Raw genomic sequence first — 25044 nt, 5'->3', positions numbered from 1 at the left:
GGGAGGCCGTTCCAGCACGTCGCCAGGAGCCGGGCACCCGTTCCGTCGGGCGCCCGGCTCCTGGCGTCCGCGGGGCGCGCACCCCGGTGCGACGCCGGTCACCAACCGGGCTACCTTCCGGTGCATGGACTTCGCCCTGTCCGCCCGAGCCGAGGACGTCTGCGGCCGGATGTGGGACTTCATGCGTGAGCAGGTCTTCCCCGCCGAGCCCGTCTACCAGGCGTGGCGCGCCGAGCGCGGCCACGACGACCACGGGCACCCGCCGGTGCTCGAGGACCTCAAGAAAGAGGCCCGCGCCCGCGGGCTGTGGAACCTGTTCCACCACGAGCTCGGGGGGCTGACCAACCTCGAGTACGCGTCGGTCGCCGAGATCATGGGCTGGTCGCCGGTGATCGCCCCCGAGGTGACCAACTGCGGGGCCCCGGACACGGGGAACATGGAGACGCTGATGATGTTCGGGACGCCCGAGCAGAAGCAGCGCTGGCTCGAGCCGCTGCTCGAGGGCGAGATCCGGTCGGCGTTCGCCATGACCGAGCCCGACGTCGCCTCCTCCGACGCCCGGAACATCCAGACGTCGATCGTGCGCGACGGCGACGAGTACGTGATCAACGGCCGCAAGTGGTGGACCAGCGGTGCCGCCGACGAGCGCTGCCAGATCTTCATCGTCATGGGCAAGACCGACCCCGAGGGCGCCCCGCACCGGCAGCAGTCGATGATCCTCGTGCCGCGGGACACCCCGGGGCTGGAGATCCTGCGGCACCTGCCGGTCTTCGGCTACCAGGACCAGCACGGCCACTCGGAGCTGCGGCTGACCGACGTCCGCGTGCCGGCCACGAACCTCCTCGCCGGCGAGGGCGACGGCTTCATGATCGCCCAGGCCCGGCTCGGCCCCGGCCGCATCCACCACTGCATGCGGGCGATCGGCATGGCCGAGCGGGCGCTGGCGCTCATGGTCGACCGCGCGCAGAAGCGGGTCGCCTTCGGCCGGCCGCTGGCCGAGCAGGCCACCGTCCGCGAGACGATCGCCCGCTCCCGCATGGAGATCGACCAGGCCCGGCTCATGGTGCTGCGCACCGCCGACCTGATCGACAAGTACGGCGCGAAGGGCGCCCGGACCGAGATCGCCGCGATCAAGGTCATCGCGCCGAACGTGGCCTGCGACGTGATCGACCGGGCCATCCAGGTGCACGGCGGCGCCGGCGTCAGCGACGACACCCCGCTGGCCCGCTTCTACGCCTCGGCCCGCACGCTGCGGATCGCCGACGGCCCCGACGCGGTGCACCTGCGCTCGGTGGCCAAGGAGGAGCTCGCCCGCGAGCGCCCCTACGTCGGCTGACGGAAGGACCTCACCACACGAGAACGGGGCCGGCACCGGGTGGTGCCGGCCCCGCCGCACGTCCGGGGTCGGAGTCCGGGGTCGGACGGTCAGGGGCTCAGTGTCGAGCCGAAGCCCCCGCCGGCCAGCTTGGCCATCAGCTGCGTGCGGTCGAGCCCCACGCCGGCCAGCGCGTCGCCGTCCCGGTCGGTGTCGATCTCGTCGGGCAGCTGCGCCTCGACCGCGTCGGCCGTGCTGTTGTCACCCTCGGTGCGCAGCACCCGCACCAGTTCCTGCTTGTCCAGCTTCACGCGCTTCCTCCGTCCTGGGGACCGCTCCTCCTCCCGGAGTGTGGTGGGGGTCACCCAGGGGCGGCAACCGGACGGCGGGCGCTCAGCGCGGGCGGGACCGCCCGAACAGGAAGGCGCTCAGGCCCAGCAGGAGCACGCCCACGGACAGCTGGGCGGCCCCCACGCCGCCGCGCTCGGCGACGAACCACGTCGACGCCGACACCAGCAGGACGGTCCCGATGCCGAGGACCAGCAGCGCCGCCACCCGGCTGCGCCGCGCCTTGCCGTCGTCCCGTGGTGTCCGGGCCCCTGCCATGTCGCCTCCGCTCCGGCCGGGCGCCGCGCGCCGGCCTCACGTCGAGCCAACCAGACGGCGCAGGCGGGTGCGGGCCCGAGGCTCGACGGCGCCGCGACGGGACGGGGAACGGCCCGGGCTAGGGTCCTCCCCGTGCCGGAGCCGGTCGACCGGGCCCTGCCCTGGGCCCTGCTGCTGCGCGTGCACGCCGCCGTCCTCCCCCGGCTGGAGCGGGCGCTCGCGGCCCACCAGCTGCCGCTGGCCTGGTACGACGTGCTGCTCGAACTGAACGCCGTCCCCGGCCGGCGGCTGCGGATGAGCGAACTGGGCAGCCGGGTCGTGCTCAGTCGGGAGCGGGTCAGCCGGGTGGTCGACGACCTGGAGCGAGCCGGCCTGGTGCGTCGCGAGGCCAACCCGGAGGACCGCCGGTCGCTGTTCGCCGTGCTCACCGAGGAGGGCCGGGAGCGGCTGCGCGCCGCCGCCCCGGCCTATCTCGCCGGCATCGAGGAGCACTACACCCGCCACCTCGACGACGACGAGATCACCGTCCTGTCGCGGGCACTGGCCCGGGTGCTCGAGGCCGAGGAGCCGCCCCGGCGCTGACCGGCCCGGCTCAGAACGCCTTGCCGGCGTCGCGCGCCTGAGCATGGGCCAGCGCCCGGCGGACGTCGACGTCGTCGGCGACCAGATCCGGACGCAGGTGGATCTCGGTGATGTCCTCGACGCCGGCCCAGTTCAGCCAGTCGGTGAAGAACGTGGTCTGGAAGTCCGACCCGAAGGCCGGGCCGCGGTCGGGTCCGTACACGGCGCTGGTGTAGACGACAGCGGCCCGCTTGCCGGTCAGCAGGCCGCGGTACCCGGTCGCCGGGTCGAACCCGAACACCATCCCGGGCTGACTCACCACGTCGATGAACTGCTTGAGGACGTAGGGGACGCCGGCGTTCCACATGGGGACGCTGAACAGGTAGCGGTCGGCGGCGTCGAAGCGGCGGAAGGTGGCCTCGACCGCGTGCCACGCCTCGGCGGCCTCCCCCGCGGGCTGCTGCCCGGCGAAGAGCGCCATCTTGCCCGCGGTCGCGGCGGCCCCGAACGGCGGCAGGGTGCCGTCCCAGAGGTCGAAGGTGTCGATCGGGACGCCGGGGTGGGTCTCGGTGAAGGCGTCGAGGAAGGTCGCGGCCAGGGCGCGGGACTCGGAGGCGGCGCCACGAGGCGAGGCGGCGACGTGCAGCAGGACGGACATGGGGTTCCTCCCGGGGATACGTGCGGATGCACGCATCCTAGGTAGATGCGTGCGCACGCACAAGACATTCTCGGGAGCACGGAGCCGGGGACGCCGGCCGAGGGTCAGCCCCGGCGCGTCGGCGGCTCGCCGGCGTCCAGCGCGGCCTGGGCCTGGGCGGGGTCGAAGGCGCAGGCGTCGGCGACGTCGGGGGCCGGCGCGGCCCCTTCCACCGGCGCCGGCGGCGACCCGTCGGGCACCTCCCCCGCCGCACTGGTGCCCGGCGCGGGCGCCGGTGCGGGCGTGGTCGGCGCGGTGCCGGCGAGGGTGTCCTGCACGATCTGCCGCATCCGGTCGTAGTCCGGGTAGGCCGGGTCGATCAGGCTGGTGTCGAAGACGACGCTGCGCACCTCGGCGTCCTTGACGAGGAAGGCCAGGTCGACGAAGTCGTCGAGCGCCGAGCGGGGGATGTCGGTGCTGACGATGTCCTGCGTCGTCGCCGCCAGCTCCTGGTACTGCTCGAGCAGGGTGATCGGGTCGGCGGCGTCGATGATCGCGTCGATGGTGCAGCGCTGCCGGTCCATCCGGTCGTAGTCGCTGAGCCCGAACCGGCCGCGGGCGAAGTGCAGCGCCGTCCCGCCGTCCATGAGCTGGTTCGGTCCGGGGGCGATGTAGTCGTCCGGGAGGATGCCCAGGGTCGGCTCGCCGTTGATCGGCACGTAGTAGTTGACGTTGACCGTGACGCCGCCCAGGGCGTCGATCAGCCGGCTGAACCCGTCGAGGTTGACGAGCACGAAGTAGTCGATGGGCAGGCCGAGGGCCTCGCCGACGCCGAGTTTCAGGAAGTCGGCACCGGGGTCGTCCGTGGGGCCGAGGATCTCGGGGTGGGCGAGCGGCCCGCTGCGGTACACGGCGTTGAGCAGGCCGTCGGACTCGTTGACGCCCTCGAACCCGTCGGGGTAGGCCTCGGCCAGGACGCTGCCGGGCGGGAAGGGCAGGTCCTGGAGGTTGCGCGGCAGGCTGAACAGCGTCGTCTCACCGGTCTCGGTCTCGATGCTGGCGACGATCACCGTGTCGGTGCGCACGCCCTCGCGGCCCTCACCGCCGTCACCGCCGAGCAGCAGCACGTTGACGCGTTCCTTGTCCCCGAACGGGTCGGGGGTGTCGACGACGGTGGCCGACCGCCGGTCGTCGGCGAAGACCCCCTCGAGCAGCCCGTGCTGGGCGACGGCCACGGTGCCGACGCGGTAGGCCGGATAGGCCACGACCGCCACCAGCGCGGCGACGAGCAGCGCGCCGAGTGCGTGCCGGGGCCGGCTGCTGCGGCGCGGCAGCAGCGCCCGGTAGCCGGTCACGATCACCGCGATCCAGGCGAGCGCCAGCACGGAGATGCCGCCGACCAGCCAGGCCAGCTGGTCGGTGTCGACGGCAAGTCGCACCGCGGTGCGCCGGCCCGCCGTCGCCAGCCAGACGCCGCCGGCCACCAGCAGCGCGAACACGACCAGCACGGCGGCACCGAGCCGCCGCCGTCCGGTGGCGAGGAAGGCGGTACCGGGGAGCGCGGCGTTGAGCGCCGTGAGGCCGAGGACGGAGGCCAGGGACCGTGACCGCGGCCGCTCGCGCCGGTCGCTCCCCTGCGCCGGCCGGGCGGTGCTCCCGGGCACCGGCGGCAGGGACGGCGCGTCCCCGATCGGGCGGGTGAGGTCGGAGTCGTCGTTCACGGGCGCACCCGGGACAGGCCGGGCCCGCTCCTGTCGGCTCCACTCGTCCGGGTCGAGGTCATCCGCCCATGATCCCACTCGCGCCTACGGCTCACCGGCGTTCCGTACCCCGGGGGAGCCGGCGCCACCCCGCCGGCCGTGAGGGGCGTCTCCGCGGGCCAGGTGGCGTGTACCGACGGTGACCAGCGGGTGGCCCTCCTGCAGGGTCCCGCTGCGAGCCTGCGAGGGGCGGGGGGGCAGGAGGGTCCTGTGTCTAGGCTCGGGGGCCGTGCGCCTCGCCACCTGGAACGTGAACTCCATCCGCACGCGCCTGGACCGGGTGGCCGCCTGGCTGCAGCGCCGCGACGTCGACGTCCTGGCGCTGCAGGAGACCAAGTGCCGCGACGACCAGTTCCCGGAGGAGCGCTTCCGCGAGCTCGGCTACGAGGTGGCGCACGTCGGGTACTCGCAGTGGAACGGCGTCGCGGTGCTCTCGCGGGTCGGGCTGACCGACGTCGAGGTCGGCTTCCCCGGGATGCCGACGTGGGTGGCCAAGGAGGGCGCCGAGCCGGCCGCCGAGGCCCGCGCGCTGGGCGCGACGTGCGGCGGCGTGCGGGTGTGGAGCCTCTACGTGCCCAACGGCCGCCAGCTCGGCGACCCGCACTACGACTACAAGCTCGAGTGGCTCGCCGCGCTGCGCACCGCGGCCGGCGGCTGGCTGGCCGCCGACCCCGCCGCCCAGGTGGCCCTGGTCGGCGACTGGAACATCGCGCCCCAGGACGACGACGTGTGGGACATGACGGTCTTCGCCACCTCCACCCACGTCTCCGAGCCCGAGCGGGCCGCGTTCCGCGCCGTCGTGGACGCCGGGTACGCCGACGTCGTCCGGCCGCTGGCGCCCGGCCCGGGGGTCTTCACCTACTGGGACTACACGGCGCTGCGCTTCCCGCGCCGCGAGGGCATGCGGATCGACTTCGTCCTGGGCACGCCCGCGCTGGCCGGCCGGGTGACGAACGCGCTCATCGACCGCGAGGAACGCAAGGGCAAGGGCGCCAGCGACCACGCCCCCGTCGTCGTCGAGCTCGCCGACTAGCCGACCGCGACCGGCGTCCGGGACCGCAGCCAGGCGGTGAGGTCGGCCGCGGTCATCGGGCGGCCGTGCAGGAAGCCCTGCACGCTGGTCGCCCCGACGGCGCCGGCGAAGTGCTCCTGCTCGGCCGTCTCCACGCCCTCGGCGACGGTGTCCAGGCCGAGCCGCTGGGCCATCTCCACGATGGCGTAGACGACGGCCTCGTCGGCCACCGAGGTGGCGGCGCCGGTGACGAAGGACTTGTCGATCTTGACGACGTCGACCGGCAGCTCGCGCAGCGCGGTCAGTGCCGCGTACCCCGTGCCGAAGTCGTCGATCGCGATCCGGACGCCGAGCGCGTCGAGCGCTTGCAGGGTGGCGCGGACCGCCGGTGTGTTGAGCGCGGAGGACTCGGTGACCTCGACGACCAGCCGGTCGGGCGCCAGGCCGTGCACGGCGAGGTCGCGGGTGACGTCGCCGACCAGGCCCGGCGCGGACAGCTGGGCGGCCGAGGCGTTGACGTGCACGGCGACGGGGGAGCCGCCGTCGCGCCAGTCGGCCACGTCCGCGCAGGCCCGGGCGAGCACCTGTGCGCCGACGGGGACGATCAGCCCCCGGGCCTCGGCGACGGCGAGGAAGGCGGCGGGCGGGAGCAGCCCGCGCGTCGGGTGCCGCCAGCGGACCAGGGCCTCCACGGCGGTGCAGCGGCCGTCGGCGGTGGCCACGATCGGCTGGTAGAGGACCTCGAGCTGGTCCTCGGCCAGCGCGGTGCGCAGTTCCGCGGCGAGCGCGGCCTCGTCGTCGGCGGCCAGCAGCTCGGGGGTGAACAGGTGCACCCGGCCCTTGCCGGCCCGCTTGGCTGCGTACATCGCCAGGTCGGCGTGCTGCACCACCTGCTCGGCGGTCAGGCCGGGGCGGGCGCACGCGATGCCGACGCTCGCCCCCACCTGCGCCGGCCGCCCGTCGAGCCGCACGGGGACGCCGGAGAGCTCGACCAGGCGCCCGGCGACGTCGACGGCGGTCTGCTCGCTCGCCCCGGGCAGCAGCACGGCGAACTCGTCGCCGCCCAGGCGGGCGAACAGGTCGCCGTCGCGGATCGACGCGGACAGCCGGCCGGCCACCGCGCGCAGCAGCCGGTCGCCGGTGCCGTGCCCGCGGTTGTCGTTGACGGTCTTGAAGTCGTCGAGGTCGACGAACAGCATCCACGCCGGCGCCCCGTGCGGGTCCAGGCCGGCCACCGCCTCGGTCAGCGCGGCGGTGAACGCCGCGCGGTTGGGCAGGCCGGTCAGCGGGTCGGTCCGGGCCTGGACGGCGAGCTCCTGCTGCCGGGTCACGCTGCTGATGGCCAGCGCCATCTGGTCACGCAGCCGGGCCGCGGTGGCGACCACGTCGTCGGGGACCCCGCCGGGGGCACCCAGGTAGAAGCGGCCCGGCAGGCCGCGGTGCGGGAAGACCCACCACCCGGCGGCGCTGCCGGCCGCAGCGTCCAGGACGGCGCCGTCCTCGACCGGTGCCCCGCCCAGCGGCGCCGCGCCGGGCACGGTGAGGACCTCCGGCACCGACGCGAACTCGCCGGCCGAGCCGACGACCTCGTCGCCCGTGCCGACGGCCACGGCCCGGCCGCCGGGCACCAGGCCGCACAGGTCACCGAGCGCCCGCCAGCCCACCGCGACGACGCGGTCGAGGTCGTCGGCGGCCAGCAGGTCGGCGGCGAGCTCGGCGAGCAGGGTGCCGCACCGGTGGGCCCGGTCACGCTCGACGACACCCACGGCCAGGTGGCGGGCCACGACGCTGGTGAGCACCACGCCGGGGAGGGCGGCGGCGAGCATCGCGGCCGGGAGCGCGTGGGCGTGCCAGGGGACGCGGTCCCACAGCAGCACCGCGCCGGCCACGGCCGCCGACATCCCGATCCCGTAGCAGGCGACGTGCAGCGTGCGCCCGAAGAGGGCCCGGAACCACACCAGGGCCAGGACCACGCCGACGCCGGTCACCGGGTTGGCACAGGCGAGCAGGAAGCCGGCCGCGCTGACGCACTCGAGCCAGCACAACCGGGTGACCTCGTCCGCGTGCCGGTAGCGGTGCACCCAGGCCAGCACCATGACGAGCGCGGACGCCACCAGCAGGGCGGTGGCCGGAGCGGACGAGCCGGGCAGCGAGGTGGCGACCGCGATCGCCAGCGACGTCAGCGCCAGCAGCAGGAACAGCGCCCGCGTCCGGCGGACGAGACTGGGCCCACCGCGGCCCAGCGCGTCGTGCAGCAGAGCCGTCACCGAGCCTCCAGGGGTGTCGTGGCCCGCGTCGGGAGCTGCGGTGCCGTCGGCATCCTTCGTCGGCTCGGCGCCCGGGGCGGCTGGAGAGCCCGGCGGCCGGGTCTCACCCCATGGAGGACGGGCGCGCGCCCGCCCGTCCTCAGGCGCGCGGCTGGAGCATCACCTGGTCGGGATAGCACCACCACCACGACTCACCGGGCTCGAACGACCGCACCAGCGGGTGACCCGAGCCGTGCGAGTGCGCGGTCGCGTGCCGGCGCGGTGAGCTGTCGCAGCAGGCCACGTGGCCGCAGGTCAGGCACTCCCGCAGGTGGACCCACGACGAGCCCTCACGGAGGCAGTCCCCGCAGCCCTCCTCGGTGTCGGGGACGACGGCAGGGTCGACCTGGTCGAGGTGGGTGCAGTCGGCCATGGCGGAAGTGTGGACCCCGCGGGCCGCCCGTCCAATGCCCGCGGTGATGCTGATGCCACATGGGGGCGCCGGCGCGGGCTGACCGCGGCCGTGGCCGCGCTCAGCGGTCCGCGGCGGTCTCCGACAGCGGCAGACGGACGACGAACCGGGTGTCCCCCGGGCTGGACCGGACCTTGAGCACCCCGCCGTGCCGGTTGGCGACGATGCGCCAGGCGACGTCGAGCCCCAGCCCGGTGCCCTGGCCCACCGGCTTGGTGGTGAAGAAGGGCTCGAACACCCGCCGGCGCACCTCCTCCGGGATCCCCGGGCCGGTGTCGACGACCTCCACGACGGCGGAGTCGCCCTCCAGCGAGGTGCGCAGGGTCAGCGTCCCGGTGTCCCCCATGGCGTCGAGGGCGTTGTCGATGAGGTTGGTCCACACCTGGTTGAGCTCGGCGGCGTAGGCCGGCACCAGGGGCAGCGCCGGGTCGTACTCCTTGACCACGCGGATCCCCGGCGGGATCTTCGCGCTGAGCACCACCAGCGTGGCGTCGAGCCCCTCGCGCAGGTCGGTCATCTGGTGCGGGGTGCGGTCCATCTGCGAGTACTGCTTGGCCGCGGAGACCAGGTGCGAGATGCGGCTGGTGCTCTCCAGGACCTCGCCGATGAGCAGCTCGGTCTCCACGGTGTAGGACAGCCACCGCAGCGCCGGCTCGAGGAAGCCGTCGTCGACGGCCTCGGCCACCTGCTCCAGGCAGTCGAGGTCCAGACCGGCCGGCACGAACACCGCGGCCAGCTCCCAGGGCCGGGCCAGGCCGTGGTCGTCGAGCCAGTCGGTCAGTTCGTCCTCGCGGTCCGAGCGCTCCAGCGCCGACAGCTCGCCGGTGGTGCCGATGCGCGCGACGAAGCGCTCCTGCAGGTCGGTGAGCCGGCGCAGCTGGTCGCCGGAGATCGTCCCCTCCGACAGCAGCGCCAGCTTGTGCCGCATCCCGGCCACCCGCTCGCGCAGGGCCGCGGTGGCCCTGGACGCCGCCGCGGCGGGGTTGTTGAGCTCGTGGGTCAGCCCGGCGGAGAGCTTGCCCAGGGCCAGCAGCCGCTCGCGCTGCCCCACCAGCTCCTCGGAGTTGCGGATCCCGAGGAACAGGCCCTGCAGCAGGTGCACGGCCATCGGGTACCAGCGGCGGAACACCGCAGCGAACTCGGCGGCGGGGAGGGCGAGGAAGGTGCAGTCGGTGACCGCGCGGACCGTCGCGGGGTAGACCTGGTCGATCTGGTCGCCGAGGTAGAACTGCACCGCGCCGCTGTAGACGCCGGGGGAGTCGCTGCGCACGGTCTCCACCTCGTCGCGGCCCACCTGGCGCACCATGCTCAGCGTCCCGGACAGCAGCACGAAGAAGCACTCGGCGGGCTCGCCCTCGACGGAGACGTCGCTGCCCGCCGGGTGGCTGACGACGTCGGCGGTGCGCAGGACCCAGTCGAGCTGGTCGTCGTCGAGGTCGGTGAACAGGAACAGCCCGCGCAGCCGCTCGCGGGTCAGCGTCGCGTCCGGGGCCGGCGTCCCGGGGGCCGCCGGGGTGGTGGTCGTCATCGCTCCTCCAGGTACCGGTGCACCAGGGTGACCGCCATGGCGCCCTCCCCCACCGCGGACGCCACCCGCTTCACCGACTGGGCGCGGACGTCGCCGGCCACGAACACCCCGGGCACGCTGGACTCGAGGAAGTACGGGTCGCGGTGCAGCCGCCAGCCCTGCGGGCGGGCGCCGTCGAGCAGCAGGTCGGGGCCGGTGCTCACGAAGCCCCGGCCGTCCCGGGCGAGCACGCCGTCGAGCCACTCGGTCCGCGGCGCCGCGCCGATGAAGACGAACAGGTGCTCGGCCGGGACGCTCTCCACCCGGCCCGTGGCGTCGCGCAGGTCCAGCTCCTCCACGTGCTCCCCGCCGCGGACGGCGGCCACCGTGGTGCCGGTCCGCACCACGACGTTGGGGATGGCGGCCAGCTGCTGGATCAGGTAGTGCGACATCGAGGCCTCCAGCGACGGCCCGCGGACCAGCAGCGTCACGCAGCTGGCGTGCTTGGAGAAGAAGACCGCCGACTGCCCGGCGGAGTTGGCCCCGCCGACGATGTACACGTGCTTGCCGGCGCAGGCGGCCGCCTCGGTCAGCGCCGAGCCGTAGTACACCCCGCGCCCGGTGAACTGCTCCGCGCCGTCGCTGTCCAGTTGCCGGTAGGCGACCCCGGTCGCCAGCACGACCGCGTGGCCGGCGACGCTCCCGCCGTCGGCGAAGTGCACCACGCGCGCCGATCCCTGGACCTCCAGCCGGGTGACCTTGCGGGTGGTGAGCACCTCGGCGCCGAACTTGGCCGCCTGCCGCCGCGCCCGGTCGGCCAGCTGCCCGCCGGAGACGCCGTCGGGGAAGCCGAGGTAGTTCTCGATCCGGCTGCTCTGCCCCGCCTGCCCGCCGGTGGCCTGCCGCTCCACGAGCACCGTGCGCAGCCCCTCGGACGCGCCGTAGACCGCCGCGCCCAGCCCGGCCGGACCGCCCCCGATGACGACCAGGTCGTAGAAGTCGGTGCTCGGCTCGACGGTCAGCCCCACGGCGGCGGCCAGCTCGGCCTGGGAGGGCGCGAGCAGCGGGTCCCCGTCCGGTGGCACCACGACCGGCAGGTCGTCGGGCCCGGCCCCCGCGGCCTCCAGGAGCCGGCGACCCTCGGGCTCCTCGACGCTGTACCACTGGTAGGGCACGGCGTTGCGGGCGAGGAAGTCCCGCGCGGCGAAGGACGGCGCCGACCAGCGGTGCCCCACGATCCGCACGTCGAGCACGGGCGCGTCCGGGCTGGCCCGCCACGTCTCGAGCATCGCCCGGACGACCGGGTAGAGCTTCTCGTCCGGCGGGTCCCACGGCTTGAGCAGGTACTGGTCGACGTCGACGAGGTTGATCGCCTGGATGGCGGCGTCGGTGTCGGCGTAGGCCGTCAGCAGGGCCCGCCGGGCCGACGGGAAGAGGTCCATCGCCTGCTCGAGGAACTCGATGCCGTTCATCTGCGGCATCCGGTAGTCGGCCAGCAGCACCGCCACCGGGTCCCCGCGCAGCTTCAGCTCGCGCAGCGCGGTGAGCGCCTCCTCCCCGGAGGAGGCGCGCACGACGCGGCACTCGCCGCCGAACTCGCGGCGCAGGTCCCGGGCGACGGCGCGGGAGACCCCCGGGTCGTCGTCCACGGTCAGCAGGACCGGCCGGGCCTGCCCGGGCGTGCGGTCGGCGGTGCCGGCTGGTTCGGTCATGTGCCCTCCTGGGCCAGAGGTCGCGGTCGGCCCGCCATGCCGTCGGCAGAGCCGTCGGGAGAGCCGTCGGGAGAGCCGTCGGGAGAGCCGTCGGGGATGCCGGCCTGCTCGGCGAGCTCGGCGAGCTCGGCCTCGGTGGGACGGCGCAGGACGCGTTCGGACCGCCAGACGACCACCGGCAGGTCCTCCTCGGTCACGCCGAGCCCGTCGAGCAGGCCGGTCACGTCCTCGCCCTCCTCGATGTCCATGACCACCGCGGACATGCCGCGCTCGGCCGCGGAGCGCTGCAGCCGGGCGGCGTGGTCGGAGCCGGCGTGGGCGACGATGCGCAGCTCGGCGGCCAGCTCCAGGAGCCGGGACCGGCGGATGAGGAACGCGCGCAGGACCAGCTCCTTGAGCGCGTGGTCGGAGCCGAGGGCCTCCTTGATCCGCGCGTCGGGGATGGTGAGGACCTCCGCGGGCCGGATGACCACGGCGGTGAGGAACACCGGGCGGTCGCTGAACAGGTCCAGCTCGCCGAGGAAGCGCCGCGGTCCCTGCACCGACACCAGCCGCTGGTCGCTGCGGCCGTGGTGCTCGACCACCGCCACGGCCCCGGACAGCACGACCTGGAAGTCGTAGCCCGGGTCGCCCTCGCGGAAGAGGGTCTCGCCCGGCTCGTAGTGGCGGCGGACGCCGTGGCGCTCCAGCACCGCGAGCTGGTCGTGGTCGAGCCGGGGGAAGGCGCCGTCGGTGTCCGGGGTCTCAGGGAGGTCGGGCGGCAGGACGACGGCCACCTCCGCGGCGGCCGGGGGCGTCCCGATGCGCCGCGGCCCGAGCGCGGGGACGACGCGGGCGGCCCCGTCGTCGGCCGGCGGCGGGGGTGCCGCGTCCTCCCCCGCCGCGGCGAGCAGCGCGGCGGCGAGGCTGTCGGCGTCGTAGGGCCCGGTGTGCCGCCGCCCGCCGACGAAGAAGGTCGGCGTGCCCTCGACCCCGCTCGCCTCGGCCGACTCGACGTCCCGCTCCACCCGCCGGCCGTACCGGCCCGAGCCGAGGTCCCGGGAGAACCGCGCGACGTCGAGCCCGAGGGCCGCGGCGTGCTCCAGCAGGTCGCCGGGGGTGAGCCGGTCCTGGTGGGCGAAGAGCCGGTCGTGCATCTCCCAGAACCGGCCCTGGGCGCCGGCGGCCTCGGCCGCCTCGGCGGCCAGCCGGGCGTACGGGTGGACGTCGGACAGCGGCACGTGCCGGAAGACGTAGCGCAGCCGGTCGCCGAACCGCTCGCGCAGCTCGTCGACCGCGCCGGTCGCCCGCCCGCAGAACGGGCACTCGAAGTCGCCGTACTCGACCAGCGTGAGCGGCGCGTCGACCGGCCCCCGCACGTGGTCGCGGGCCGGGTCGACCGGCGGGTCGAGCAGCACCGGCCGGGCGTCCCCGGGCGGACGGCGGCGGTCGGCGAGCCGGAACAGCGCCCAGCCGAGCAGCGCCGCCAGCACCGACGCGGCCAGCACGCCGACCCGCGCCTGGTCGGCGGTCCGCTCGTCGCCCTCGCCGAACGCCAGGTCGACGATGAACAGCGAGAGGGTGAAGCCGATGCCCGAGAGCGCGGCGCCGCCGGCCAGCTGCATCGTGGTGAGCCCCGGGGCGAGCTGACCGAGGTTCAGCCGGACCGCCAGGCCGGTGCCGAGGAGGATGCCCACGAGCTTGCCGACGACCAGGCCCGCCACCACGCCGATGGTGACGGGCGAGGTCGCGGCGTCGCGCAGCGTCTCGCCGGTGAGCGGGACACCGGCGTTGGCCAGGGCGAACACCGGCACGATGACGAAGCTCGTCCAGGGCTGCCACAGCGCCTGCAGCCGCTCGCTGGCCGACACCGACCGGTCGATCGACAGCCGCGCCGCCCGGGCGAACTGGGGGTTGGGCGACTGCTGGTAGGCCCGCATCAGCCGGGCGGCGTCGGCGACCTCGTCGCGCCGGGCCGCGTAGGCCGGGGTGAACAGCGCGATGACGACCCCGGCGAGGGTCGGGTGCACCCCCGACTCGTACATCGCCACCCAGACGCCCACGCCCAGCACCAGGTAGGCCGGGCCCCGCCACACGTTGAGGTAGCGCAACCCCACCATCAGCGCCAGCCCCAGCACGGAGACGGCCAGCGGCAGCAACCGCAGGTCCTCGGTGTAGAACAGCGCGATCACGGTGAGCGCCCCGACGTCGTCGGCGATGGCCAGGGTGAGCAGGAACAGCCGCAGCTGGGCCGGGCAGGCCGGACCCACGAGCGCCAGCACGCCGAGCAGGAAGGCGGTGTCGGTGGAGATCACCACCCCCCACGCCGAGGCCGCCTCGTCACCGAGGTTGAACGCGACGTAGACCAGCGCCGGGACCGCCAGGCCGGTGACGGCGGCCAGGGCCGGCACGGCGGCCCGCCGCCGGTCGGTGAGCTCACCGATGACCAGCTCGCGCTTGATCTCCAGGCCGACGACGAAGAAGAAGAACACCATCAGCCCGTCGTTGACCCAGTGCTGCAGGTCCAGGGCGAGTTCCATGCCGCCCAGCCGGAACGCGAGCTCGGTGTGCCAGAAGGCCTCGTAGCTGTCGCCCATCGGCGAGTTGGCCCACAGCAGCGCGACGACGGTGGCCGCCAGCAGGAGCCCGGCGCTGCCGGCCTCGGTGCGCAGCGACCGGCGCAGCGGCGCGACGCGGGCCAGCAGGCCACCACCGCCCCCGGGGCTGGACTGACCGTCCGGCCCGCCCGCGCCGGGCGACGGCCGCACGGCCGGGACGCTGCCGTCGCTCACGCGGCACCGCCCCGGGGGGTGCGGGCCGGCTCCCGCGGGTGCAACCGGGGGCCGTCGACGTCGCAGTGCATGCAGTCCTCCACGTGCAGCCGGGTGCGCTCGGCGCCCGCCCCGGGAGCGGCCGCGCGGGCCAGCGGACGGCGGATGGCCAGCACGGCGACCAGCGCGGCGGCGACCAGCAGCGCGGCGCAGATGAGCATGGCCGTCCGGAAGCCGGCCCCGAAGGCGGCCGGGTCGGTGTAGTCGTCCCCGCCGATCCCCGCCGCGACCGGGACGACCGCGACCGCCAGCAGGCCCGCCGCGCGCGCGACGGCGTTGTTGACCCCCGAAGCGACCCCGGCGAAGCGGTCCTCCGCGGAGTCGAGCACGGTCGCGGTGAGCGGCGCGACGAGCAGCGTCAGCCCGGCGCCGAACAGCAGGGCGCCCGGGAGCACGTCCAGGGCGTAGGACGCCTCGGGCCCGACCTCCCGCAGGAGCAGCAACCCGGCCGCGGCGAGCAGCGGGCCGGCCGTCATGAGCGACCGCGGCCCGATCCGCTGCGCGAGGGCCCCGACCCGGGCCGAGAAGAGCAGCATCAGCACCGTCACCGGCAGCAGCGCGGTGCCGGCCAGTAGCGGGCTGTAGCCCGACACGACCTGCAGCTGCAGGACCAGGAGCACGAACACCACCCCGAGCGGGGCGTACACCAGCAGCGTGACCCCGTTGGCCGCGCTGAACTGCGCGTTGCGGAACAGCGCGGGGGGCACGAGCGGGTGGGTCGAGCGCCGCTGCACGACGGTGAAGCCGACCAGCCCGACCACGCCGACGGTGCCCCAGACGGCCACCTCGGTGGCGCGGCCGGCCGAGCCCGCGGCGGTCAGCGCGTAGGTCAGCCCCCCGAGGCCCAGGACGACCAGCGCGGTCCCCGCCCAGTCCAGCCGGGGTGCGGCGTCCGGGTCGCGGGTCTCGGGCACGTGCCGGGCGGCGACCACCACGATGAGGACGGCGACCGGCAGGTTGACGAGGAAGACGGCGCGCCAGCTCCACTCCACCAGCCAGCCGCCGAGGAACGGCCCCACCGCCCCGGCGACCCCACCCAGGCCCGACCAGGCGCCGACCGCGGCGGCGCGGTCCTCGCCGGCGAAGGACGCCGAGATGATCGCCAGGCTCCCCGGTGTGAGCAGCGCGCCCCCGACCCCCTGCAGCGCCCGGGCCAGCACCAGCGTCCCGACGTCGGGCGCCAGCCCGCACAGCAGCGACGCCGCGGCGAACCAGACGACCCCCAGGACGAAGATCCGCCGCCGGCCGAAGCGGTCGCTGAGCGAGCCGCCGAGCAGGATCAGCGACGCGAGCGTGAGCGTGTAGGCGTTCACCGTCCACTGCAGGCCGCTGAAGCCGGCGTCCAGGTCGGCGCCGATCCGCTCCAGTGCCACGTTGACGACCGTGGCGTCGAGCATCGCCAGGCTGGAGCCGAGCACCGTCGTCAGCAGCACCCAGCGCGCCCGGGGGGTGCCCATGCGCAGGCCGCCCGCCTCCGGCAGTGAGGGACGCACCGCGGCGCCCGGGGCCGGCCGGTCGTCAGCCGACATCGGGGACCGGTCGGGTGTGACACCGGTGAGCTCGTCGCGGCACTCGAGCCTCCTTGGCGTTGCCCCCCGGAGCCTGACCACGCGGGTCGGGGCTGTCCAATAGCGGGGCCGATAGCGGTGAGGCATCGTCCCGCGCGGACGGGGTGCAGGTCCATGCCGCCGGTCGTCCTGTTCACCGCGGGCGGAACGGCGGGGGCGACGGGCCCGTCCCCGCGGTGGCCCACCTCACGGGCTGACCTGCGGGGACGCGCGCTCCCGGGGCATCGGCGCGGGGTGCGCGGTGTTGTACGCGGTGATGACCGCGCTGCTCGGACCGCCCGCCCCGCCCGACGTCCCCGCCCCGTCCCGGCTGTGGACCCCCGAGCGGGTCCTGGTCACCCGCTCGGCCGCCGAGCGCCCCCACGGGCAGCGCGTGCTCGCCCGCCTCGAGGCCGCCGGCGTCGACGCGATCGAGCTGCTGCCCGGCGACCGGCTGCCCTCGCTCCGGGGGGACGACGACCGCGCCGCCTTCATGGCCGCCAAGGACACGATGGCGCTCGTCGTGCCGCCGCCGTCCAAGCGCAAGCTGCAGCCCATCCCGCCGTCGGCGGACTTCCGGCTCGACCTGGCCGAGGGCTGCCCGGCGCACTGCCAGTACTGCTACCTCGCCGGCTCGCTGTCGGGCCCGCCGATCACCCGCGTGTGGGCCGACCTCGACGAGGTGCTCGCCGACCTCGACGGCTGCGTCGGCCGCGGCGCGGTCACCTCCGGCACGCTCGAGCGCGGCGGCGAGGGGACGACGTTCGAGGCCTCCTGCTACACCGACCCGCTGGCGATCGAGCACCTGACCGGCGGCCTGGCGCGGATGGTCGAGCACTTCGGCACCCACGCCTGGCCCGGCCCGGTGCAGCTGCGCGCCACCACCAAGTTCGACGACGTCGCCGGGCTGCTGGCCCTCCCCCACGGCGGGCGCACCCGGCTGCGGTTCTCGGTCAACGCGGCGTCGGTCGACCGCCGCTTCGAGGGCGCGACGGCCAAGGTGCCCGGGCGGCTGCGCGCGCTGTCGGCGGTGGCCGCGGCCGGCTACCCGGTCGGCGTCACGATCGCGCCGATCATGCCGGTGGAGGGCTGGCGCGAGCAGTACGCCGAGCTGCTCGACGGCGTCGCCGCGGCCGTCCCGGCCGGCCACGACCTCACCGTCGAGTGCATCACCCACCGGTTCACGCCGGGCAGCAAGGAGACGCTGCTGGACTGGTACCCGCGGACCAAGCTGGAGATGGACGAGTCGCGCCGCACCACGAAGCGGGGGAAGTTCGGCTCGGTCAAGCACGTCTACCGCAAGGAGACGATGGCCGAGCTGCGCACCTGGTTCGAGCGCGAGGTGGCCGAGCGGCTCCCCGGCGCCCGCCTCCTCTACTGGACGTGACGGGCGAGGCACAGGAAGCCTTACGCACGTTCCCGAGCGGCAGACGTGCGGATTGCTTCCCATGCCGAGCCCGAGCGCCACGTAGCCTGGCTCGTCGTGCTCGTGCTGCTGCCGCCGTCGGAGACCAAGGCCCCGGACGGCGACGGCGCCCCGCTCGACCTCGGCGCGCTCTCCGTCCCCGAGCTGACCCCGGTGCGCGAGCGGCTGGTCTCCGCGCTGGTGACGCTCGCCGCCGACCCGGCCGCCGCCCGCGCCGCGCTGGGCCTGTCCCCCGGCCAGGACGCCGAACTCGCCCGCAACGCGGCGCTGTGCACCAGCCCGACCACGCCGGCGGTCCGGCGCTACACCGGCGTCCTCTACGACGCTCTCGCGGTGCACACGATGACCCGGGCGCAGCGGTCCCGGGCCGACCGGCGGCTGGCCGTCGGGTCGGCGCTGTTCGGCCTGGTCCGCGCGGGTGACCCGATCCCCGCCTACCGGCTCTCGGCGGGCGCGGCGCTGCCCGGGCTGCCCACCCTGCGCGCGCTGTGGCGCCCCCTCCTCGGCCCGGTCCTCGCCGCCACCGGCGAGCTCGTCGTCGACCTGCGCAGCGGCGCCTACCGGGCGCTGGCCCCCGTGGCCGGCGCGGTGACCGTCGACGTCCTCAGCGAGCGCACGGACGGCAGCCGCACGGTGGTCAGCCACGCCAACAAGGCCCACAAGGGGCGGATCGCCCGGCTGCTGGCCACCACGACCGCCGAGCCCGACGGGGTGGTCCGGCTGCGGGCGCTGCTGCGGCGAGCGGGGTTGCACGTGGAACACGACGGCGGAACGGCCCTCACCCTGGTGCTGCCCGCGACCTGAGAGCGGCGGGTTCTCACCCTCCGTGAGATGCGACGCACCTCTCGTCAGGTCTGTCGACCCCACGTGGGGGTCGCTTACGATGTACACCCCGCCCAGGTCCAGGAACGGCCCCTGCGGTGACGCCCCGAGTCGGCCACGAGCCGGGCAGAGAGGTTCGGTGGACGACACGTCCCGCCCCCACGCGGTGGGGCCGGTCGCGAGCACGCGTGCCGCAGCCAAGGAGCTGCAGGCCGACCGACCCCGCGTGCACGCGGCGCGCCGCCTCCGCCTCCGCGACGCCAGTGCCGCCCTCGACCGTCTCGCCGAGCTGGCCGCCCGGCTGCTCGGCGTCCCGATCGCGCAGATCTCCCTGCTCGACGACGTCGAGGTCGTCGTCGCCGGCGCCGGTCTGCCACCGGGCACCGTGGGACGGGAGGCCCCGCTCGACGCGACGGCCTGCGCCGTCCCCGCCGCCGAGGGCACCCCGCTCGCCGTCCCCGACGTGCGCGCCGAGCCGCGGGCCGCCGACCTGCCGCAGGTCCGCGCGGGCGTCGTCGGCGCCTACCTGGGCGCACCGCTGATCGACTCCGACGGGTTCGCCGTCGGCGTCCTCTGCGTCGCCGCGCCCACGCCGCGGAGCTGGTCGGACGCCGACGTCGCCGTGCTGCGTGAGCTCGCCGCGGCCGCCGTCGCCGAGCTGGAGCTCGCCGCGCTGCGCACCGCGTACGAGAGCGACCGGCTGCGCTGGGGCCTGGCCATCGACGCGGCCGGCATCGGCACCTTCGACTGGGACCTGCGCACCGGCGAGCTGACCTGGGACGCCCGGCTGATCGGGATGTTCGGCTACGACGCCGACTCCTTCGGCGGCACGATCGAGGCCTTCAACGACCGCGTGCACCCCGACGACCTGCCGCGGGTGACCGACGCGCTGCAGGCCAGCATCGAGACCCGCGGTGAGTACCAGGCCGAGTACCGGGTCGTCTGGCCGGACGGGGAGACCCGCTGGGTGCAGGCCCGTGGCCGCACGCTCGCCGACACGACCGGCGCGGCCACCCGCGTCCTGGGCGCCGCCTACGACACCACCGCCGAGCGGGCCGCCGGCATGCGCGTCACCCGGGTCCTGGAGTCGATGCCGGCCGGCTTCTACTCCCTGGACCGGGAGTGGCGCTTCACCCACGTGAACGCCGAGGCCGAGCGGCTGCTGGGCCGCAGCCGCGAGGAGCTCCTCGGGCAGGAGCTGTGGACGGCGTTCCCCGCGGCGCTCAACAGCGTCTTCGAGGAGAGCTACCGCACCGCCGTCCGCTCCGGGACGCCGGTGCACTTCGACGCCTACTACCCCGCGCCGCTGGACGGCTGGTACGAGCTGCGCGCCTGGCCCAGCCCCGAGGGGCTGTCGGTCTACTTCCTCGAGGTCACCGAGCGCCGCCGGGTGCAGGACCGCGCCGAGCGCGGCGCGCAGCGGCTGGCGCTGCTGGCCCAGGTCAGCGCCGAGCTGGCCGGCGCGCTCGACGCGCAGACCGCGACGGCGCACCTGCCCCGGCTGGTGGTGCCCGCGCTGGCCGACTGGTGCATCGTCACCGTCGTCGACCCCGACGGCCGCCCCCGCGACGTCGGGCACTGGCACGCCGACGCCTCGGCCCGGCCGCTGCTGGAGCGCTACGTCGCCCTCCGGCTCGACGCCATGCCGGCCACGGCGCCGCTCATGCGGGCGCTGCTCACCGGCGAGCCGGTGATGGAGCGCGGCGAGGCGGTGGCCGCGCTGCTCGCCGACGGTGAGGCCCGCGACCTGCTCGGCGCGCTGATGCCGGAGTCCGCGATCTCCCTCCCGCTGCGCGGCCGCGACCGGACCCTCGGCGTCATGACGCTGTACTTCCGCCGCGGCTGGACGCCGCGGGAGGAGGACCTGGCCACCGCCCAGGACGTCGCCGACCGGGCCGGCCTGGCGCTGGACAACGCCCGCCTCTACGGGCAGCAGCGGGCGCTGGCCGAGGGCCTGCAGCGCAGCCTGCTCACCGAGCCGCCCGAGCCCGACCACGCCGAGATCGCCGTGCGGTACCTGCCGGCGGCCGAGGCCGCCCGGGTCGGCGGCGACTGGTACGACGCGTTCCTGCAGCCCGGCGGAGCCACGATGCTGGTCATCGGCGACGTCGTCGGCCACGACACCGAGGCCGCCGCGGCCATGGGGCAGCTGCGCGGGCTGCTGCGCGGGATCGCCACCTACAGCGACGCCGGCCCCGGCGAGGTGCTGCGCGGCCTGGACGCCTCGATGGCGGTGCTGCAGACCCGGGTCCTCGCGACGGCGACCGTCGCCCGCTTCGAGCAGACCGACGACGAGCGCCGCCGCGGGGTCACCCGCATGCGCTGGGCCAACGCCGGCCACCTGCCGCCGCTGGTCACCAACCCCGACGGCAGCGTGGCCGAGCTCGCCACCTGGCGCGGCGACCTGCTGCTGGGCGTCGACCCGGACGCCCGCCGCGAGGAGTCGGTGGTGACCCTCGACCGCGGCGCGACCGTGCTGCTGTTCACCGACGGCCTCATCGAGCGACGCGACGCCGACCTCGACGCCGGCATGGCCCGGCTGCGGGAGGCGCTGCGCGAGCTCGCCGACCGGCCGCTGCAGGACCTGCTCGACGAGGTGCTCGAGCGGCTGGTGGACGGCCGGCCGGAGGACGACGTCGCCCTCGTCGCGGTCCGGCTGCACCGGCAGGACCGCCCGCGGCCCGCCGTCGCCGGGCCCAACCGGGTACCCGACGTCGTACCCGAGGACCCCGCCAGTTGAGGGACCCCCCTGCCCCCCGCCACTCGCGAGCTCGCGGCGGGACCCTGCAGGAGGGCCGTTCCATCACCTCACCCGGCCGCCCGATCCGGTCAGGAATCGAGAAGCCCGCGCACCGCGCCCCTGCCTAGCGTCCTCCCCGAGGCCGGCACCACGCCGGGCCCTGGAGCGAGAGGGAGGCAGCGATGCCCACGAAGGACGTCGAGCAGGAGGCCACCGGCTTCACCGCCGAGGAGCGCGCCGCGATGAGGCAGCGCGCCGCCGAGCTGCGGGCCGAGGGCAGGAAGGGCGTCAAGCGGGCCGACGGGCTGCAGGCCGCCCTGGACGCGATCGCGGCCATGGCACCCGAGGACCGTGCGCTCGCCGAGCGGGTGCACGTCGTGGTCACCACGACTGCCCCACAGCTGGCACCCAGGACCTGGTACGGCATGCCGGCCTACGCGGACGCCGACGGCAAGGTCGTCGTCTTCTTCCAGGACGCGGCCAAGTTCAAGGCCCGGTACGCCACCCTCGGTTTCAACGACACCGCGACGCTCGACGACGGCGACCTGTGGCCGACGTCGTTCGCGCTGCGGGCCTGGAGCCCGGAGGTGGAGGAGCGGGTCGTCGCCCTGGTCCGGGCCGCCACCTCCTGACCCGGACCGGGCCCCTCAGTCGCGCTGCTTGTCGCGGCGGACGGTGACCTTCCGGCCCTTGACGCTGCTGGCCCGCAGCGCGGCGATGACCTCCTCCGCGGCTGCGGTGGGCACCTCGACCAGGCTGAACCGCTCGGCGATCTCGATGGCCCCGACGTCGCGGCCGCGCAGCCCGGTCTCCCCGGCGATCGCGCCGACCAGGTCGCCGGGGCGGACGCCGGCGCTGCGGCCGGCGCCGATGAACAGCCGCTCGGTGTCCCCGCCGGGGCCCGACCGGGAGCGCGGCGGGCGCCCCTGCCCGCGGTCGCCCCGGTCGCCGTCCCGGCGCGGCCGCTCGGGCCGGAGGGCGACCTCGGGGATCTCCTCCTCGTCGTCGGGCCCGCCGGTGGCCTCGTGCGCCAGCTTGACCGCGGCCAGCGCCACCTCCACGACGTCGAACTCGTCGGTGAGCGTCTCGACGACGGCGCGGAAGCGCTCGAGGTCGTCGCCGAGCAGGCTCTCGCGCAGCGCGGCGCGGGTGAGCTCGAGCCGGCGGGCGCGCAGGTCGGCGACGGTGGGCACCCGCTGGACCTCGATCCGGGACCCGGCGACCCGCTCGATGGTCTTGAGCATCCGGTGCGCCCGCGGCTCGACCAGCGTGATGGCCACGCCCTCACGGCCGGCGCGGCCGACCCGGCCGATGCGGTGCACGTAGGTCTCCGGCGAGGCGGGGACGTCGTAGTTGACCACGTGGGTGAGCTGCTCGACGTCGAGGCCGCGGGCGGCGACGTCGGTGGCGACCAGCAGCTCGGCGGTGCCGCCGCGCAGCCGGCCCATGACACGGTCGCGCTGCTCCTGGCTCATGCCGCCGTGCAGCGCCTCGGCGCGGTAGCCGCGGCCGTTGAGCGTCTCGGTGAGGTCGTCGACCTCGTCGCGGGTGCGGCAGAAGACGATCGCCGCCGTCGGGCTCTCCACGTCGAGCACCCGGCCCAGCGCCGCGGGCTTGGCCGCCCGGGCGACGACGAACGCCGTCTGCCGGACCCGCGGCGCCTCCCCTTCGCTGGGCACCTCGCGGGCCACCTGGATGCGCAGCGGGTCGCGCAGGTGCCGGCGGGCCATGCTGTCGAGCCGGCGCGGCATGGTGGCGCTGAACAGCACCGTCTGGCGCTCCTCGGGCACCTCCTCGAGCAGCGCCTCGAGGTCCTCGGCGAAGCCCATGTCGAGCATCTCGTCGGCCTCGTCGAGCACCACCGTGGCCACGCCACCCAGGTGCAGGCTGCCGCGCTGCAGCAGGTCCAGCGCCCGCCCCGGGGTGGCGACGACGACGTCCACCCCGGCCTGCAGCGCGCGCAGCTGGCGCGGGATCGGCTGGCCACCGTAGACCGGCACGACCCGGGCGCCGAGGTCGCGGCCGTAGCGGTGCAGCGCCTCGGACACCTGGATGGCCAGCTCACGCGTCGGCACGAGCACCAGCGCCAGCGGGTCGCCGCCGGGGCGGTCGTCGGGCAGCCGCTGCAGCACCGGCAGCGCGTAGGCCGCCGTCTTGCCGGTGCCGGTGGCGGCCTGGCCGAGCAGGTCCCGGCCCTCGACCATCGGCGGGACGGCCTCGCGCTGGATCGGGGTGGGCTCCTCGTAGCCGAGCCGGGACAGCGCCGCCAGCAGCTCCGGGCGCAGGCCGAGGTCGGCGAAGGCGCTGGTCTCGTCGCGTTCGTCCACCTGCGTCGTCTCGCCGTCCACCCGCCCAGTGTCGGCCATGTCCCCCGCGCCACCGACGTGGCACCCTCCCCCGGTGACCCGCGACACCCCGGCACCCGCCGGCGACGACGACCTCTGCCTGCGCCCGGCCACCGAGCTGGCCGCCCTCGTGCGGAAGCGCGAGGTGTCGGCGCGCGAGCTGCTGGAGGCGCACCTGGCCCGCATCGAGCGGGTCGACCCGCAGGTCAACGCGATCGTCACCCTCGACGCCGAGGGCGCCCGGGCCGCCGCCGACGCCGCCGACGCCGCGCTGGCCGCCGGCGAGCAGGTCGGCCCGCTGCACGGGCTGCCCGTGGCGCACAAGGACACCCACGCCACCGGCGGGATGCGCACCACCTGGGGCTCGCCCCTGCACGCCGACACGGTGCCCGAGCGCGACGAGCTGGTGGTCGAGCGGCTGCGGCGGGCGGGCGCGGTCCGGGTCGGCAAGACCAACGTGCCGGAGTTCGCGGCCGGCTCGCACACCTTCAACACCCTCTTCGGCGCGACGCACAACCCGTACCGGCACGGCCTGTCGGCCGGCGGCTCCAGCGGCGGGGCGGCCGCGGCCCTGGCGGCCGGCCTGGTGCCGCTGGCCGAGGGCAGCGACATGGGCGGCTCGCTGCGCAACCCGGCGGCGTTCTGCAACGTCGTCGGGCTGCGGCCCACGCCCGGCCGGGTGCCCACCTGGCCGGCCGCGCTGGGTTGGTCGACGCTGTCGGTGCAGGGGCCGATGGGCCGTACGGTCGCCGACGTCGCCCTGACCCTCTCGGCGATCGCCGGGCCGGACCCGCGGGTGCCGATCTCGCTGTCCGACGAGCCCGCCGGGTTCGCCGCGCCGCTGCCGGAGGACCTGCGCGGCCTGCGGGTGGCGTGGACGCCCGACCTCGGCGGCCTGGTCCCGGTCGACCCGGCGATCCCCGCGGTGCTGCGCGGGGTGCTGCCGGTGGTCGAGTCGCTGGGCGGCGTCGTGGAGGAGGCCTGCCCCGACCTGCGGGAGGCCGACGAGGTGTTCGGCACCCTGCGGGGATGGCTGTTCGAGGCCACCTACGGCGAGCTCGTCCGCCGCTCGCCGGAGCGGGTCAAGGCCGCCATCCGCGGCAACGCGGCGGTCGGGGCGGCGCTCACCGGGGCCGACGTCGCGCGCGCGGAGGCGGCGCACACCCGGCTGCACGAGGAGGTCGTGCGGTTCTTCGGTGAGTACGACCTGCTGCTCGCGCCGACGACGCAGGTGCTGCCGTTCCCGGTGGAGCAGGAGTACCCCGCGGAGGTGGCCGGGGTGCCGCAGGCCGACTACCTGGGCTGGATGCGCTCCTGCACGCTGGTGTCGGCCACCGGCTGCCCGGCGCTGTCGCTGCCCGGCGGGTTCACCGACGACGGGCTGCCCGTGGGCCTGCAGCTGGTCGCCGCACCGCGCGCCGACCGGCGCCTGCTCGAGACGGCCCACGCGATCGAGCAGGCCACCGGGTTCGGCCGCCACCGTCCACCCCTCTGAGGCCGTCTGCGGCTCTCTAGGCTCCCCGCTA

Annotated in this window: 19 protein-coding genes; 8 read left to right on the top strand and 11 right to left on the bottom strand. The window is 75.6% G+C overall.

The window, feature by feature from the left end; genetic code table 11:
* Positions 1-124 precede the first annotated feature (124 nt).
* Positions 125-1336, top strand: a complete 1212-nt coding sequence (locus ACI79V_RS03195) for an acyl-CoA dehydrogenase family protein (RefSeq protein ID WP_456886755.1) — start codon at positions 125-127, stop codon at positions 1334-1336.
* Between the two features lie 89 nt (positions 1337-1425).
* On the opposite strand, the gene ACI79V_RS03190 is transcribed toward ACI79V_RS03195, so the two are convergent.
* Together ACI79V_RS03190 and ACI79V_RS03185 are read right to left on the bottom strand one after the other, a co-directional pair.
* On the bottom strand, positions 1426-1626 hold the full coding sequence (locus ACI79V_RS03190) for a hypothetical protein (RefSeq protein ID WP_456874840.1): 201 nt from the start codon (positions 1624-1626) through the stop codon (positions 1426-1428).
* A gap of 82 nt (positions 1627-1708) precedes the next feature.
* A complete protein-coding gene (locus tag ACI79V_RS03185) occupies positions 1709-1921 on the bottom strand; it encodes a hypothetical protein (protein ID WP_456886753.1) in 213 nt (70 codons plus the stop codon).
* A gap of 132 nt (positions 1922-2053) precedes the next feature.
* Here ACI79V_RS03185 and ACI79V_RS03180 point away from each other — a divergent pair, with 132 nt between their 5' ends.
* The gene (locus tag ACI79V_RS03180; protein ID WP_456886751.1) at positions 2054-2503 is read left to right on the top strand and encodes a MarR family winged helix-turn-helix transcriptional regulator; all 450 of its coding nucleotides are present in this window, start codon (positions 2054-2056) and stop codon (positions 2501-2503) included.
* A gap of 10 nt (positions 2504-2513) precedes the next feature.
* Here the strand turns inward: ACI79V_RS03180 and ACI79V_RS03175 are convergent, their stop codons facing one another.
* Together ACI79V_RS03175 and ACI79V_RS03170 are read right to left on the bottom strand one after the other, a co-directional pair.
* Entirely contained in the window at positions 2514-3140 is a 627-nt protein-coding gene (locus tag ACI79V_RS03175; RefSeq protein ID WP_456886749.1) for an FMN-dependent NADH-azoreductase, read from the bottom strand.
* 104 nt (positions 3141-3244) lie between these two features.
* Positions 3245-4840, bottom strand: coding sequence for an LCP family glycopolymer transferase (locus ACI79V_RS03170; RefSeq protein ID WP_456886747.1), 1596 nt, complete (start codon positions 4838-4840; stop codon positions 3245-3247).
* 268 nt (positions 4841-5108) lie between these two features.
* Here ACI79V_RS03170 and ACI79V_RS03165 point away from each other — a divergent pair, with 268 nt between their 5' ends.
* Positions 5109-5912 carry an exodeoxyribonuclease III gene (locus ACI79V_RS03165; protein WP_456886746.1) on the top strand — a complete coding sequence of 268 codons (804 nt, stop codon included), beginning with the start codon at positions 5109-5111 and terminating at the stop codon, positions 5910-5912.
* On the opposite strand, the gene ACI79V_RS03160 is transcribed toward ACI79V_RS03165, so the two are convergent.
* The 6 genes from ACI79V_RS03160 to ACI79V_RS03135 all read right to left on the bottom strand — a co-directional run bounded on the left by ACI79V_RS03160 (position 5909) and on the right by ACI79V_RS03135 (position 16167).
* Positions 5909-8158, bottom strand: a complete 2250-nt coding sequence (locus ACI79V_RS03160) for a putative bifunctional diguanylate cyclase/phosphodiesterase (RefSeq protein WP_456886744.1) — start codon at positions 8156-8158, stop codon at positions 5909-5911. The two genes, ACI79V_RS03165 and ACI79V_RS03160, sit on opposite strands and share 4 nt — an antisense overlap.
* 139 nt (positions 8159-8297) lie before the next feature.
* Complete coding sequence (locus ACI79V_RS03155) at positions 8298-8570, bottom strand: UBP-type zinc finger domain-containing protein (protein WP_456886742.1); 273 nt, start codon at positions 8568-8570, stop codon at positions 8298-8300.
* Positions 8571-8670: 100 nt separating this feature from the next.
* Positions 8671-10137: an ATP-binding protein gene (locus ACI79V_RS03150; RefSeq protein ID WP_456886740.1), complete on the bottom strand. Its 1467-nt coding sequence runs from the start codon at positions 10135-10137 to the stop codon at positions 8671-8673.
* Complete coding sequence (locus tag ACI79V_RS03145; protein ID WP_456886738.1) at positions 10134-11828, bottom strand: FAD-dependent oxidoreductase; 1695 nt, start codon at positions 11826-11828, stop codon at positions 10134-10136. The genes ACI79V_RS03150 and ACI79V_RS03145 overlap by 4 nt, the downstream gene beginning before the upstream one ends.
* Entirely contained in the window at positions 11825-14599 is a 2775-nt protein-coding gene (gene nhaA / locus ACI79V_RS03140; RefSeq protein WP_456886736.1) for a Na+/H+ antiporter NhaA, read from the bottom strand. The genes ACI79V_RS03145 and nhaA overlap by 4 nt, the downstream gene beginning before the upstream one ends.
* Positions 14596-16167 carry an MFS transporter gene (locus ACI79V_RS03135; protein ID WP_456886734.1) on the bottom strand — a complete coding sequence of 524 codons (1572 nt, stop codon included), beginning with the start codon at positions 16165-16167 and terminating at the stop codon, positions 14596-14598. Before ACI79V_RS03135 ends, nhaA begins: the two co-directional genes overlap by 4 nt.
* Before the next feature lie 280 nt (positions 16168-16447).
* Here ACI79V_RS03135 and ACI79V_RS03130 point away from each other — a divergent pair, with 280 nt between their 5' ends.
* The 4 genes from ACI79V_RS03130 to ACI79V_RS03115 all read left to right on the top strand — a co-directional run bounded on the left by ACI79V_RS03130 (position 16448) and on the right by ACI79V_RS03115 (position 21805).
* Positions 16448-17572, top strand: coding sequence for a spore photoproduct lyase family protein (locus ACI79V_RS03130; RefSeq protein ID WP_456886732.1), 1125 nt, complete (start codon positions 16448-16450; stop codon positions 17570-17572).
* A 96-nt stretch (positions 17573-17668) separates the two neighbouring features.
* Complete coding sequence (gene yaaA / locus ACI79V_RS03125; RefSeq protein WP_456886731.1) at positions 17669-18415, top strand: peroxide stress protein YaaA; 747 nt, start codon at positions 17669-17671, stop codon at positions 18413-18415.
* A 157-nt stretch (positions 18416-18572) separates the two neighbouring features.
* Positions 18573-21173, top strand: coding sequence for a SpoIIE family protein phosphatase (locus ACI79V_RS03120; RefSeq protein ID WP_456886730.1), 2601 nt, complete (start codon positions 18573-18575; stop codon positions 21171-21173).
* Between the two features lie 182 nt (positions 21174-21355).
* The gene (locus ACI79V_RS03115) at positions 21356-21805 is read left to right on the top strand and encodes an iron chaperone (protein WP_456886728.1); all 450 of its coding nucleotides are present in this window, start codon (positions 21356-21358) and stop codon (positions 21803-21805) included.
* Positions 21806-21820: 15 nt separating this feature from the next.
* Here ACI79V_RS03115 and ACI79V_RS03110 read toward each other — a convergent pair whose 3' ends face one another.
* A complete protein-coding gene (locus ACI79V_RS03110; RefSeq protein WP_456886727.1) occupies positions 21821-23521 on the bottom strand; it encodes a DEAD/DEAH box helicase in 1701 nt (566 codons plus the stop codon).
* A gap of 52 nt (positions 23522-23573) precedes the next feature.
* Between ACI79V_RS03110 and ACI79V_RS03105 the strand changes: the two genes are divergently transcribed.
* Positions 23574-25013 carry an amidase gene (locus tag ACI79V_RS03105; protein WP_456886725.1) on the top strand — a complete coding sequence of 480 codons (1440 nt, stop codon included), beginning with the start codon at positions 23574-23576 and terminating at the stop codon, positions 25011-25013.
* The last annotated feature ends 31 nt before the right edge of the window (positions 25014-25044 follow it).

The sequence above is a fragment of the Geodermatophilus sp. SYSU D00700 genome (assembly GCF_054050255.1).
This window is presented reverse-complemented; position numbering and strand designations above follow the sequence as displayed.

What these genes read in the sequence shown, in the direction of transcription:
- ACI79V_RS03135 (WP_456886734.1), bottom strand. Translation starts at nt 16,167, where the DNA reads ATGTCGGCTGACGACCGGCCGGCCCCGGGCGCCGCGGTGCGTCCCTCA.
- ACI79V_RS03195 (WP_456886755.1), top strand. Translation starts at nt 125, where the DNA reads ATGGACTTCGCCCTGTCCGCCCGAGCCGAGGACGTCTGCGGCCGGATG.
- ACI79V_RS03115 (WP_456886728.1), top strand. Translation starts at nt 21,356, where the DNA reads ATGCCCACGAAGGACGTCGAGCAGGAGGCCACCGGCTTCACCGCCGAG.
- ACI79V_RS03185 (WP_456886753.1), bottom strand. Translation starts at nt 1,921, where the DNA reads ATGGCAGGGGCCCGGACACCACGGGACGACGGCAAGGCGCGGCGCAGC.
- ACI79V_RS03175 (WP_456886749.1), bottom strand. Translation starts at nt 3,140, where the DNA reads ATGTCCGTCCTGCTGCACGTCGCCGCCTCGCCTCGTGGCGCCGCCTCC.
- ACI79V_RS03150 (WP_456886740.1), bottom strand. Translation starts at nt 10,137, where the DNA reads ATGACGACCACCACCCCGGCGGCCCCCGGGACGCCGGCCCCGGACGCG.
- ACI79V_RS03155 (WP_456886742.1), bottom strand. Translation starts at nt 8,570, where the DNA reads ATGGCCGACTGCACCCACCTCGACCAGGTCGACCCTGCCGTCGTCCCC.
- ACI79V_RS03145 (WP_456886738.1), bottom strand. Translation starts at nt 11,828, where the DNA reads ATGACCGAACCAGCCGGCACCGCCGACCGCACGCCCGGGCAGGCCCGG.